The sequence below is a fragment of the Nonomuraea sp. NPDC003727 genome (assembly GCF_053586935.1).
Genome location: NZ_JBSFNE010000017.1, coordinates 96,646 through 109,423 on the forward strand (window position 1 = coordinate 96,646; position 12,778 = coordinate 109,423).

Annotated in this window: 10 protein-coding genes; 8 read left to right on the forward strand and 2 right to left on the reverse strand. The window is 70.2% G+C overall.

Translation table 11 applies throughout. The features are described from left to right. Positions 1–181 precede the first annotated feature (181 nt). Positions 182–1,378 carry a cytochrome P450 gene (locus ACWDLG_RS35210; protein ID WP_449928454.1) on the reverse strand — a complete coding sequence of 399 codons (1,197 nt, stop codon included), beginning with the start codon at positions 1,376–1,378 and terminating at the stop codon, positions 182–184. 166 nt (positions 1,379–1,544) lie between these two features. On the opposite strand from ACWDLG_RS35210, the gene ACWDLG_RS35215 reads away from it, so the two are divergent. The 3 genes from ACWDLG_RS35215 (at position 1,545) to ACWDLG_RS35225 (ending at position 3,765) form a co-directional block, all read left to right on the forward strand. Further along, on the forward strand, positions 1,545–2,261 hold the full coding sequence (locus tag ACWDLG_RS35215; protein WP_449928457.1) for a CPBP family intramembrane glutamic endopeptidase: 717 nt from the start codon (positions 1,545–1,547) through the stop codon (positions 2,259–2,261). 443 nt (positions 2,262–2,704) lie between these two features. Next, positions 2,705–3,043 (forward strand): PadR family transcriptional regulator, encoded by a 339-nt coding sequence (locus ACWDLG_RS35220; RefSeq protein ID WP_354909969.1) that lies wholly within the window; start codon positions 2,705–2,707, stop codon positions 3,041–3,043. Beyond that, entirely contained in the window at positions 3,040–3,765 is a 726-nt protein-coding gene (locus ACWDLG_RS35225; RefSeq protein WP_449928459.1) for a hypothetical protein, read from the forward strand. The genes ACWDLG_RS35220 and ACWDLG_RS35225 overlap by 4 nt, the downstream gene beginning before the upstream one ends. 75 nt (positions 3,766–3,840) lie before the next feature. Here the strand turns inward: ACWDLG_RS35225 and ACWDLG_RS35230 are convergent, their stop codons facing one another. Continuing rightward, positions 3,841–7,092 carry a glycosyl hydrolase family 95 catalytic domain-containing protein gene (locus ACWDLG_RS35230; protein ID WP_449928461.1) on the reverse strand — a complete coding sequence of 1,084 codons (3,252 nt, stop codon included), beginning with the start codon at positions 7,090–7,092 and terminating at the stop codon, positions 3,841–3,843. A gap of 270 nt (positions 7,093–7,362) precedes the next feature. Here ACWDLG_RS35230 and ACWDLG_RS35235 point away from each other — a divergent pair, with 270 nt between their 5' ends. Genes ACWDLG_RS35235 through ACWDLG_RS35255 form a run of 5 tightly spaced genes read left to right on the forward strand, consistent with a single transcriptional unit; the run spans position 7,363 to position 12,773 of the window. Beyond that, positions 7,363–8,208 (forward strand): fumarylacetoacetate hydrolase family protein, encoded by an 846-nt coding sequence (locus tag ACWDLG_RS35235; RefSeq protein WP_449928463.1) that lies wholly within the window; start codon positions 7,363–7,365, stop codon positions 8,206–8,208. Next, complete coding sequence (locus ACWDLG_RS35240) at positions 8,205–9,494, forward strand: L-fuconate dehydratase (protein WP_449928464.1); 1,290 nt, start codon at positions 8,205–8,207, stop codon at positions 9,492–9,494. The genes ACWDLG_RS35235 and ACWDLG_RS35240 overlap by 4 nt, the downstream gene beginning before the upstream one ends. Further along, complete coding sequence (locus ACWDLG_RS35245) at positions 9,491–10,261, forward strand: SDR family NAD(P)-dependent oxidoreductase (RefSeq protein WP_449928465.1); 771 nt, start codon at positions 9,491–9,493, stop codon at positions 10,259–10,261. The genes ACWDLG_RS35240 and ACWDLG_RS35245 overlap by 4 nt, the downstream gene beginning before the upstream one ends. After that, positions 10,258–11,301 (forward strand): sugar ABC transporter substrate-binding protein, encoded by a 1,044-nt coding sequence (locus ACWDLG_RS35250; RefSeq protein WP_354909954.1) that lies wholly within the window; start codon positions 10,258–10,260, stop codon positions 11,299–11,301. The genes ACWDLG_RS35245 and ACWDLG_RS35250 overlap by 4 nt, the downstream gene beginning before the upstream one ends. Beyond that, the gene (locus ACWDLG_RS35255; RefSeq protein WP_449928466.1) at positions 11,301–12,773 is read left to right on the forward strand and encodes a sugar ABC transporter ATP-binding protein; all 1,473 of its coding nucleotides are present in this window, start codon (positions 11,301–11,303) and stop codon (positions 12,771–12,773) included. Before ACWDLG_RS35250 ends, ACWDLG_RS35255 begins: the two co-directional genes overlap by 1 nt. The last annotated feature ends 5 nt before the right edge of the window (positions 12,774–12,778 follow it).

The following is a 12,778-nucleotide window of genomic DNA, read 5'->3' on the forward strand; positions in this document are numbered from 1 at the left end:
GCTGTATGGCGGGTGCGGGACCGTGCGTGTCGAGGGTTTGTCGGCCCGCTGTATGGCGGGTGCGGGACCGTGCGTGTCGAGGGTTTGTCGGCCCGCTGTATGGCGGGTGCGGGACCGTGCGTGTCGAGGGTTTGTCGGCCCGCCTGTACGGCGGGTGCCGGGCCGCCATATGTCGTCGTCCTCACAGGTGCCGGGTGCCGAAGTCCACGCGCATCTCCTTGATGCCGTTGATGAAGTTGGAGCGCAGCCGGCGGACCTCGCCCGCCAGGGCGATGTCGGGCAGGCGGCGGGCGATGGTCTCGAACAGCACGCGCAGCTCCATCCTGGCCAGGTGCGCGCCGAGGCAGAAGTGCGGCCCTCCGCCGCCGAAGCCGAGGTGCGGGTTCGGGTCCCTGCCGATGTCGAACACCTCGGGACGCGCGAACACCGAGGGGTCCCGGTTGGCGGCGCTGTAGTAGACCACGATCTTGTCGCCGCGGCTGACCGGTTGGCCGCCGATGCTGGTGTCGGCCATCGCGGTCCGGCGGAACTGCATGACCGGCGTGGCCCACCGGACGATCTCCTCGACCGCGGTGGGAAGCAGTTCGGGATGCGCCAGCAGCCGCCGCCACTGCTCCGGGTGGTCGAAGAACGCCTTCATCCCGAGCGAGGCCGCGTTGCGTGTGGTCTCGTTGCCCGCCACGGCCAGCAGGATCGTGAACATCCCGACGTCGTCGGGTGACAGCACCGCCCCGTCGGCGTCCGGAGTGATCATTTTGGTGATCAGGTCGTCGCGGGGGTCGTGGGTGCGCTCGGCCGCCAGCGCGTTGCCGTACGCCATCAGCTCGCTCCCCGCGGCCTGCCCGTCCTCGTAGGTGGTCTGGAACTCGGGGTCGTCCCACCCGATCAGCCGGTTCGACAGGTCGAACAGCAGGTCCCTGTCCTCGACGGGCGCGCCGAGCAGTTCGCAGATCACCTGCAGTGGGAGCGGCGCGGCGACCTGGGTGACGAAGTCGCCCTCGCCCGAGCACCGGTCGAGGAGGTCGTCGCAGACCTCCCTGATGTGCTGTTCGAGCCTGCCGATCATGCGGGGGGTGAATCCCTTGTTGACCAGCGAACGCCGTTTGGAGTGCTCGGGCGGGTCCTGGTTGAGCATCAGCAGCCGTTGCAGTTCCTTGTCGGGCTCCGGGTACTCCCCGCTCATCGCCAGGCCCTCGTAGGAGGAGAACAGTTCGGGGTGCCGGGAGACGTGCACCACGTCGGCGTGCCTGGTGACCGCCCAGAATCCGGGGCTTTGCGGGTCGGGGTGCCAGTGCACGGGGGAGTGCTCCCGCAGCCATGCCAGATCCCGGTACGGCACGCCGCGCTCGTAGACGGCGGGGTCGTAGAGCTCGATCATGCGGCGCTCCTCACTTGATCAAGCGCTTGGTCTCGTATGTGTTGTATTACGGTCCTGTACGCCCGTCAAGGAGTACTGCTTTTCTAGCTAGGTTGCATTCCTAACTAGCTTGTTTTACGGTCTAAGTCGTTACGGAAACTTCCTCGATGGTCGGAGGTCGCCCCCCATGCCTGTCGTCCTGTTCGCGCTCCTGGTGATCCACCTGGCCGTCGTCAGCCCCCTGCTCGGCCGCCGCTCCTACGCCGCCCTGCGCGAGAACCGGAGCCGGTACACGCGGATGTCCCTCATCTGGATCGGCGAGCTGTGGGCGATCGCGCTCGTGGCGCTGGCGATCGTCGGGCTGTCCCCCGAGCTGGACCTGGCGGGCATCGGCCTGCTCGCGACCGAGGACCTCTCGACGGTGCTCGGGATGATCGTCGGCCTGACGATCGTGACCCTCGCCGCCGGCCTGGTGATCCGGCTCAAGAAGATCACGATGCCGGGGCAGGCCGCGTTCGAGGCGCTCATCCCCAGGACGGCGGGCGAGCGCTGGCTCGCGCTCGGCCTGGCCATCAGCGCAGGCGTCTGCGAGGAGATCGTCTACCGGGGGTTGCTGATCTCGGGCTTCATGTCGATCCTCGACCTTCCCCGGCCGGTCGCGGCGGGCCTGGCACTGGCGATCTTCGTCGTGGGGCACCTCTACCAGGGCTGGAGGGGCATGGTGATGGTGACGCTCGCCGGGTTCTCCCTCACGATGCTCTATTTCTCGACCGGGTCGCTGCTCCTGCCGATCGTGCTGCACATCCTGGTCGACGTCCGCTCCCTCCTCATCACGCCCCGGCTCGCCCCCACCGCCGAGGGCAGGGAGAACGGCACGGCGGGCGTCCCCGCCGCCCACGCCTGACCGCTTCCCGCCGCCGGCGGGACCACCCGACCTCTCCTCACCCCGAGCCGCCGGTGCTGCTCGGGGTGAGGTGTTGGACGGCCCGCCGAGGCACACGCCGTGGCCGGGGAAGCGAAGGGCTTGCCGGATCAGGCAGGAAGATCAACGGGCGGCGAGGTGGGCCGTTCCAATGGCTGGAGATCGCTGGGCGGCGAGGTGGGGCCTGCGTGCGGCGAAGTGGGGCTTGCGTGCGATGAGGCGGGGCCTGCGTGAAGCGAGTTGGGGCCGGCGGGCGGTGAGATGGCCGGCGGGCGGTGAGGCGGCGGCCGTTCGGGTGACTGGAGATCGGGGGCGGGCCGTCTCGAGGGGTGGGGATCGGTGGGGAGGGAAGGCGGGCTGCTGGGCTGGCGGTGTAGGTGGTGGAGCGGGATAGGTAGCATCACTACCGTGGAAAGATGGGGCGCATGACCGCTGATCGCCGTGCGAGCTGGCTCAAGGGCGTGCTCGACCTCCTGGTCCTCGCCAGCCTCACCGAGGGCGAGAACTACGGCTACGAGATCGCCAAGAGCCTCGCCGAATCAGGCCTGGGCCAGATCAAGGGCGGCACCCTCTATCCCGTCCTCAACCGCCTGGAGGAGGCCGGCCTGGTCGCCGCCGAGTTCCGGGTGACCGAGCGGGGCCCCGGCCGTCGCTACTACCGGCTCACCGAGCAGGGCAGGCGGACGCTCACCGAGCAGGGCGGCCTGTGGCTCGCGTTCGACCGGTCCGTGCGGTCGGTGCTGGAGCAGGGAGGCGTCAATTGAGCCGCTACTTCGACGAGCTCGCCGTACGGCTGCGCGAACGCGGGATTCCGGAGGAGACCGTGCGGGCCACGGTCGCCGATCTGAGCGCTTACCTGGCCGAGACCGGCGCCGACCCGGAGGAGGAGTTCGGCACGGCGGAGGAGTTCGCCGAGCAGCTCAAGGTGACGCCGGAGACGGAGCCGGCCGTCCAGGCCGACACCTGGCGCTGGACCGCCGACATCTTCGTCGACGAGCGGCGGCTGAACGAGTTCGGTGACCAGGGCTGGGAGGTCGACAAGGTCGACGCGCTCGGCTGGTTCGTCAGCCATCGCGATCCGCGCGAGCCCCAGCGGTGGGAGTACCGCAGGGAGGTCGGCACCCGCAAGGGCAGGCAGGCGCTGGCCGAGCGGCTGGCCCCCGACGGCTGGGAGCCGTGCGGCACGTGGGTGTTCTACGAGTACTTCAAGCGTCCGAAGGCCGCCAGCCTAGGTCCTGACGCGGCGATCGACTCGCCGCCGAGCGCTCCGGCGAAGGGCGTCTTCTTCAGCAGGCGGTTCTACGCGCTGATCGTGGTCATGGTGGTGGCGCTGGCCGGGGCGCTGGCGTTGCTGCCGTCGGCGTCGGGCGCGGGGGAGGGGTTCCTGGTGGGCCTGCTTCTCGGCGCCGCGGGCGCTGGGCTGGCCGGTCTGGTCGCCCTCTGGGTGGCCGCCCGCCGCCATGACAGGTCCCGCCGCGAACCCTGACGTCGCAGGCCGACCGCCGGCGGGTCTCAGGGGAACACGCGGCCCTCCGAAGAGGGCCGCGTGCCGTTCCAGGTGTCAGAACGCGAGCCGCTGCCAGTCCGGCACCTCGCTCGCGCTCAACGTCCGCGCGAAGACCGCCATCCGGTCGACGGCCCCGCTGAGCCGCTGTCCGCCGCCCTGGTCGGCGGCGAAGCGCAGCGGCCGGGTGGCGCACCCGGTGATCCCGTCGGCGGGTACCTTGGCCCCGCCCGCACGGGCGCCGTCGACGTACACGGTGATCGTGCCGTTCCGGCCCATGGTGATGACCAGGTCGACGTACTTGTTCGCGGGCACCGTCGCGTCGGTGGTCACGTTCAGGCCCGCTCCGATGAAGCGGACCTTGCCGGCGGGCGTCAGGTCCATCAGGACGCCGTCGGTGCCGGGGTCGCCGGAGGGCTGGAAGTCGAACAGCCGCCGGTATCCCGACCCGGCCGTCTTGACGCGGGCCGCGAACGACGCCTCGGGCAGGAAGCCGAGCGTCGTCGGCGCGGTCGTCAGGTAGGTGGACCCGTCGAGCACCAGCCCTCCGCCGCCGTCGTAGGCGGCGTTGCCGGTCACGGTGGCGTTCCTGCCGTTGCCCGAGGTGTCGGTGACGGTCGAGCCCGAGCTGGGGTCCCATGCCACGAGGGGCTTGTCGGGGGACGGCACCGCGCAGGGGGCGACGGCGAGCACGGCGCCGCCGGTGCCGGACCACGCGTCTCCTCGGGCGGTCGCGACGACGCGCGCCGTGCGTGAGCCGTCGGCGGGTCCCGAGGTGACGGTGAACGTCGCCGTCCTGCTGCCGCCGCCGGGCACGCCCGGCAGTTCGGCGGACGACGGGGTGGCGGTCCAGCCCTTCGGCAGTGCCAGCGTCACCGCGCCTCCCGGTACGGCACGCCCGCCGGTGGCCGACACGGTGACCTCGACCGGGAAGCTCGCCTGCGGTCCCGTCGCGGCGGGCGCCTTGACCGCGACCGCGACCTGTCCGGCGATCGTGTAGGTCTGCCCCGCCCTGGCGGTGAAGGTGATCGTGTCGCCGTCGCGGGTGTGCGGGACCTTCTTCCCGCCGGCGTCGACGAGGCGGTACCGGCCGGCGATCACCTTGTTGCGCACCTTCAGCGGTCCTGCGGATCCGGCGCGCAGGGTGATCTCGGTGGCGGTGCCGCGGTCCCACGCGGCGTCGACGGTCACGTTGCCGCGGGCGCGCAGCCCCTTGACCGAGCCCGTGGCCCAGGCGGACGGCAGCGCGGGCAGCACGTGGACCACACCGGACTGCGACTGGAGCAGCATCTCGGCCATGCCCGAGGTGGCACCGAAGTTGCCGTCGATCTGGAACGGCGGGTGCGTGTCCCAGAGGTTGTCCAGGGTGCTGCCGCGCAGCTGCTCGCCGAGCATCTTGAACGCGTGGTCGCCGTCGAGCAGCCGCGCCCAGAAGTTGATCTTCCAGGCCTTCGACCAGCCGGTGCCGCCGTCGCCGCGCGCGGTCAGCGAGACCTTGGCCGCCTCGGCCATCGGGGTGCCCGCGGTGATCTGCCGTCCGGGGTGCAGGGCGAACAGGTGGGAGACGTGCCGGTGGGTGTTGCTGGGGTCGTCCCAGTCGGTCTTCCACTCCTGGAGCTGTCCCCAGCCGCCGACGCGCAGGCCGGGGTCGAGCTTGGCCAGCGCCTGCCGTACCTCCGGCTCGTCCTCGCCGAGGACGGCGGCGGCCTCCAGCACGTTGGTGAACAGGTCGTGGACGATCTGCTGGGACATCGACGCGCCGGCGGAGAAGTCGCCCTGCTCGGGGGAGTAGCTGGGGGAGACGACGAGCTTGCCGTCGCGCGGGTCGGTGTGGAGGTTGTCCACCCAGAACAGCGCGGCCTCGCGCATCGCCGGGTAGACCGAGCGCAGGTAGGCGGTGTCGCCGCCGAAGCGGTAGTGGTCGAACAGCTGCTGGGTGGTCCACGCGGCCGCCTCGGGGAACCAGAAGGCGGTCGCCCAGTCGTGGACCCCGGTGTAGCCGAACGGGTTGGTCTCGTTGTGGACGACCCAGCCCCGCGAGCCGAACATCTCACTGGCGGTGCGCCGGCCGGGGGCGACCATGGCCTTGACGAAGTCGTCGTAGGGCCTGGTGGTCTCGGCGAGGTTGGTCTGCTCGGCCAGCCAGTAGTTCATCTGCAGGTTGATGTTGACGTGGTAGTCGGCCGACCACGGCGGGCTGGTGGAGTTGTTCCACACGCCCTGCAGGTTCGCCGGCAGCGAGCCCTCCCTGGAGGAGGCGATGAGCAGGTAGCGGCCGTAGGCGAAGAACATCGCCTCCAGCGCCCTGTCGTCGGTGGATCCGCCGCCGGTGTAGGCCCTGAGCAGCTGGTCGGTCGGGATGCGCGGGGCCTGCTGCCCGAGGTCGAGCCGTACCCTGTCGAACAGGCCGCGGTAGTCGTCCAGGTGCGCGCTCCTGAGCGCGTCGTAGCCGCGGGCCGCCGCCTGGTCGACGGCGGCGGTGACCTTGGCGTGCGGGTCCTCGCCGCGGTAGGCGGGATACGTGCCGGCGTAGTCGGTGCCGGCCGACAGCACGAACATCGCGCTGTCGGCGCCGGTCACCGTGATCCGGTCGGCCCCGTCGGTACGGCTGCCGCCGCTGGTGACGACCTGGACCTGCGACTCGAACCGCATGCCGTTGTCGGCAAGGGCGCCGCGGACGGTGAGGCGGCCGTCCTTGACGCTCACGGTCTTGTCGTCGCGCGGTGACGAGGTGCGCAGCGTGAAGGAGACCTTGCCCGCCTCGGAGGCGCTCAGCCTGCCGACGATCACGTTGCCCGGGTGGCTGGCGAAGTACTCGCGGGTGTAGGTGACGCCGCCCGAGGTGTAGCCGACCTTCGCGACGGCTTCGCGCAGGCTCAGTTCCCTGCGGTAGCCGGTGGCGGCGGTGTGCCCGGTGTCCAGCCAGAGGTCGCCGAAGGTCTGGTAGGCGCCGAAGCCGCTCTTGGGCTGGCCGAGTTTCCTGGCCACGTCGTCAGGCGACATCTTGCCGTCGCGGTCGATCTGGGCCTGTACCTCGGCGATCGCGCCCGGTCGGGGGCTGGTCCAGTTGCCGTGGGTGTAGCCGCTCCTGGATCCGGGGCCGCCGGTCCACAGCGTCTTCTCGTTGAACTGCAGTTGCTCGGTCGCCACCCCGCCGAACACGGTCGCGCCGAGCGCGCCGTTGCCGATGGGCAGGGACTGCGTCTCCCAGCTGGTGGCGGGCTTGTCGTACCAGAGCGTGAGGTCGTCGGGCGGGTCGAGGGCGGTGGCCGCGCTCGCCGGAGAGGTCACGGGCGACACTCCGATCATGAGGGCGGACAGCATGACTAACGCAAGCCGAGGGGCCACGGATTCCTCCGGTGACTGGTGGATGTGCGCCACGTTGTTAACACTTGAAAGGTGGGGGTAACAAGAGCTTCGATCCGATGTTTAGTTGGATTTTTCGTTCACATACAGGGACAGATCTCCATAGATCCAGGTCACGGATCGGATGTATCTGCGATGGAGGGCTTGACAGTCATGCGGCCACCCTCGAGCATCTGAGGGCGAGACATCCGATGTATAGCTGAAGGATGCGGTGTGAAGCTGCTGCGAGTTGGACCGGTCGGCCAGGAGCGGCCCGCGGTGATGGACGCGGGTGGAAGCCTGTACGACATCGGAGAGCCCGAAATCGACGGGGCTTTCCTCGCCTCAGGGGGAGTGGCGCGCGTCCGGGCCGCGCTGGAGCGCGGCGACCTGCCGGTGATCGACGCCGAGGGCCTGCGGGTCGGCCCCCCGATCGCCAGGCCGGGCAAGATCGTGTGCATCGGCCTCAACTACAGCGACCACGCGGCCGAGACCGGGGCCACCCCGCCTGCCGAGCCCGTGGTGTTCATGAAGGCGCCCAACACCGTGGTCGGCCCCGACGACGGGATCCTGGTGCCCCGCGGCAGCGTGAAGACCGACTGGGAGGTCGAGCTCGCCGTCGTCATCGGGCTGACCTGCCGCTACCTGGAGTCGCGTGAGGACGCGCTGGCCGCGATCGCCGGTTACGCGATCTCCAACGACGTCTCCGAGCGCGAGTTCCAGCTGGAGCGCGGCGGCCAGTGGGACAAGGGCAAGTCGTGCGAGACCTTCAACCCGCTCGGCCCCTGGCTGGTCACCGCCGACGAGGTGGGCGACCCGCAGGACCTCGGCATGCGGCTGTGGGTGAACGGCGAGCTGCGCCAGAACGGCAACAGCAAGAACATGATCTTCGACGTGGCCGAGATCGTCCGCTACCTGAGCGCGTTCATGGTGCTGGAGCCCGGTGACGTCATCAACACCGGCACGCCCGCCGGGGTCGCGCTCGGCCTGCCCGGCCAGCCGTACCTCAGGGCGGGCGACGTCGTCGAGCTGGAGATCGACGGGCTCGGACGGCAGCGCCAGACGGTGGGCCAGGCATGAGTGACTACCGGATCGTGGGCATGGAGACCCACGACATCCGCTTCCCGACCTCGCGGGAGCTCGACGGCTCCGACGCGATGAACCCCGACCCCGACTACTCGGCCGCCTACGTGGTGCTGAAGACCGACGACGGCTTCGAGGGGCACGGCTTCGCGTTCACCATCGGCCGCGGCAACGACGTGCAGACCGCGGCCATCAGGGCGCTGGAGCCGTACGTGATCGGCAGGGACGCCGAGGACCTCGGCGGCCTGTACAAGACGATGGTCTGGGACTCCCAGCTGCGCTGGCTCGGCCCGGAGAAGGGCGTCATGCACATGGCGGTCTCCGCCGTGGTCAACGCCCTGTGGGACCTCAAGGCCAAACGCGAGGGCAAGCCGCTGTGGCTGCTGCTCGGCGAGATGACCCCTGAGCAGATCGTCGACCTGGTCGACTTCCGCTACCTGAGCGACGCGCTGACCCGCGACGAGGCGCTGGCGATCCTGCGCAGGGGCGCCGTCGGCAAGGCCGAGCGGATCGCCTACCTCCAGGAGCACGGCTACCCCGCCTACACGACCTCCCCCGGCTGGCTCGGCTACGACGACGACAAGCTGCGCCGCCTGTGCAAGGAGGCCCTGGACGACGGCTTCCGGCAGATCAAGCTGAAGGTCGGCGCCGACCTCGACGACGACATCCGCCGCTTCAAGGTCGCCCGCGAGGTCTGCGGCCCCGACTTCCCCATCGCGATCGACGCCAACCAGCGGTGGGACGTGGGCGCGGCCATCCGCTGGGTCAACGCGCTGGCCGAGTTCGCCCCCCACTGGGTGGAGGAGCCCACCAGCCCCGACGACGTGCTCGGCCACGCCACCATCGCCAGGGCCGTCGCCCCGATCAGGGTGGCCACCGGCGAGCACGTCCAGAACCGCATGATCTTCAAGCAGATGCTGCAGGCGGGTTCGATGTCCTACCTCCAGCTCGACTCCGCCAGGGTCGGCGGCGTCAACGAGAACATCGCGATCCTGCTGCTGGCCGCCAGGTTCGGCGTGCCCGTCTGCCCGCACGCGGGCGGCGTCGGGCTGTGCGAGCTGGTCCAGCACCTGTCCATGTTCGACTACGTGGCGGTCACCGGGACGATGGAGGGACGGGTCATCGAGTACGTCGACCACCTGCACGAGCACTTCGAGGACCCGGTCGTGATCGAGCACGGCCGTTACGCCGCGCCGCGCCGCCCCGGCTTCAGCTCCGAGATGCGCCGCGCGTCCATCGCCGCCCACTCCTTTCCCGACGGTGAGGTCTGGAGGAACCAGTGACAGACATCAGAGCTCTCGTGACGGGCGGCGGATCCGGCATCGGGCTCGCCACCGCCGAGGCGTTCGCCGCCCGCGGCTGGCAGGTGGCCTGCCTGGACCTCAACCCGCCGGGTGATCCGTTCATCGCCGTCAAGGCCGACATCACCGACGACGACCAGGTCCGTACGGCTGTCGCGGAGGCCGCCGAGCGGATGGGCGGGCTCGACGTCCTGGTGAACAACGCGGGCATCGGCGCTCAGGGCACGATCGAGGACAACCCGGACGCCGAGTGGCAGCGGGTGTTCGACGTCAACGTGCTCGGCATCGTACGGGTGTCGCGGGCGGCGCTGCCGTACCTGAGGCGGTCGGGCCACGCCTCGATCGTGAACACCTGCTCCATCGCGGCCACCGCGGGGCTGCCCAACCGGGCGCTCTACAGCGCGACCAAGGGCGCCGTGCTGTCGCTGACGCTGGCGATGGCCGCCGACCACGTGCGGGAGGGCATCCGGGTCAACTGCGTCAACCCCGGCACCGCCGACACCCCGTGGGTCGGCAGGCTGCTGGACGCCGCCGTCGACCCGGAGGCCGAGCGGGCCGCGCTCAACGCCCGCCAGCCGATGGGCCGCCTGGTCTCCGCGCGGGAGGTGGCCGCGGCCATCGCCTACCTGGCCGGCCCGGAAGCGGGCGCGACCACCGGCACCTCGCTCGCCGTGGACGGCGGCATGCAGGGCCTCCGCCTACGCCCGAGCAACGAGCAACACACCCCCCAAGAAGAGGCGACATCATGAAGTTCGGCCCCGTGGTCGCGAGCGCGGCCCTCCTGGCTCTCATCACCGCGTGCGGCAGCTCCACCGGGAGCGGCGCCAGCCCGAGCGCCGCCCAGGGCGGCGGCACCGGCGGAAAGATCGGTATCGACCACCCGCGAGCCGACTCCGACTTCTGGAACTCCTACATCAAGTACGTCCCGAAGATGGCGGCCGAGCTCAAGGTCGACCTGATGAACCCGACCAACTCCCAGAACGACGTGGCCAAGCTGGTCGCCAACACCCAGGCGCTGGTCAGCCAGGGCGCCAAGGTCATGGTCATGGCCCCGCAGGACACCGGCGCCATCGCCTCCACGCTCCAGCAGCTGGAGAACAAGAACATCCCGGTCGTGACCGTGGACACCCGTCCCGACAAGGGCAAGGTCTTCATGGTCGTCCGCGCCGACAACCGCGCCTACGGCACCAAGGCCTGCGAGTTCCTCGGCGAGAAGCTGGGCGGCAAGGGCAAGGTCGTCGAGCTGATGGGCGCGCTGTCGTCGGTCAACGGCCGTGACCGCGCCGAGGCGTTCCGCGAGTGCATGAAGACCAAGTTCCCCGGGATCACCGTCTTCGAGGAGCCCACCGAGTGGGACGGCGGCAAGGCCGCCTCCATGCTGCAGACCCGCCTGGAGCAGAACCCGGACGTCAAGGGCATCTACATGCACGCCGGAGGCGTCCACCTGGCGCCCACGCTGCAGGTGCTGAAGGCCAAGAACCTGCTGGTCGCCCCCGAGGACCCCAAGCACGTCTTCGTGGTGTCGAACGACGGCATCCCGCAGGAGTTCGAGGCGATCCGCAAGGGCGAGATCGACGCCACGGTCTCCCAGCCCGCCGACCTCTACGCGAAGTACGCGCTGTTCTACGCCAAGGCCGCCGCCGAGGGCAAGACGTTCAAGCCCGGCCCGACCGACCACGACTCGACCATCATCCAGCTGCCCAACGGTCTCGAGGACCAGCTTCCCGCTCCGCTCGTGACCAAGGAGAATGTCGACGACCCGAACCTCTGGGGCAACCAGGTCAAGTAATGAACATTCACGTTGAAGCCCGGAACATCGTGAAGCGCTTCGGCCCGACCGTCGCGCTGAACGGAGCCGGCATCTCCATCGCAGAGGGCGAGACCCACGCCCTTGTCGGCAGGAACGGCGCGGGCAAGTCCACGCTGGTGTCGATCCTGACCGGGCTCCAGCGCCCAGACGAGGGCGAGGTGCTGTTCTCCGGGCAGGCGGCGCCCGCTCTCGCCGACAGGGACGCCTGGCGGCGGCGGGTCGCCTGCGTCTACCAGAAGTCGACGATCATCCCCGAGCTGACGGTCGCCGAGAACCTCTTCCTCAACCGGCAGACCACCGGCGGGATGATCAGGTGGAAGGACCTGCGCGCCCGCGCCCGCGAGGTGCTGGACACCTACCAGGTCGACGTCGACGCCGACATGCTCGCCGGCGACCTCGGCGTCGAGCGGCGCCAGCTCGTGGAGATCGCCCGCGCGCTGTCGTTCGGCGCGACGTTCATCATCCTCGACGAGCCGACCGCCCAGCTCGACGGGCCCGCCATCGAGCGGCTCTTCGAGCGCATGCGCTCGCTGCGCGAGCAGGGCGTCACCATGATGTTCATCTCGCATCACCTGGACGAGGTGTACGAGATCTGCCAGAGCGTCTCGGTCTTCCGCGACGCCAGGCACGTCCTGACCAGCGCGGTCGCCGACCTGCCGCACGACGAGCTGGTCGCGGCCATGACCGGCGAGGCCACCGGCGCCTACGAGTACCGCTCCCGCACGCCCGGCACGGACGTGGTGATCGCGGCGCGGAACCTGTCGCTCAACGGCCGCTACAGCGACGTCGACCTGGAGGTCCGCTCGGGCGAGATCGTCGGCCTCGCCGGCTCGGGCAGCAGCGGCAAGATCGGTCTGGCCGAGACGCTGGTGGGGCTGCGCAGGGCCGACTCGGGCGTGGTGAACGTCAACGGCACCCCGATCAAGGACGTGCCGTCCGCGCTCAGGGCGGGTCTCGGGTTCGTCCCCCAGGACCGGCACCACGAGGGTTTCGTCCCGCTGCTGTCGATCGGGGAGAACGCCACCCTCCCCATCGCCCACAAGCTGGGCAGGTTCGGCTTCGTCTCGCCCGCGGCCAGGCGGGCGCGTGCCGTACGGATGATCGAGGATCTCGACATCAAGACCGAGGGGCCCGACCAGCCGGTCGGCGACCTGTCGGGCGGCAACGCGCAGAAGGTGGTGCTCGCCAGGGCGCTGGCCGACGACCCCCGGGCGGTCGTGGTGATCAACCCGACGGCGGGCGTCGACGTGAAGGCCAAGCAGTCGCTGCTCGGCGCGGTCGAGGACGCCGTGGACCGGGGAGCCGGAGCCGTGCTGGTCTCCGACGAGCTGGACGACCTGCGCGTCTGCGACAGGGTGCTGGTGATGTTCCACGGCAGGGTCGTGAAGGACGTGCCACGTGGGTGGAGTGACCACGAGCTCGTGGCCGTGATGGAAGGTATCGAACAGTGACAACC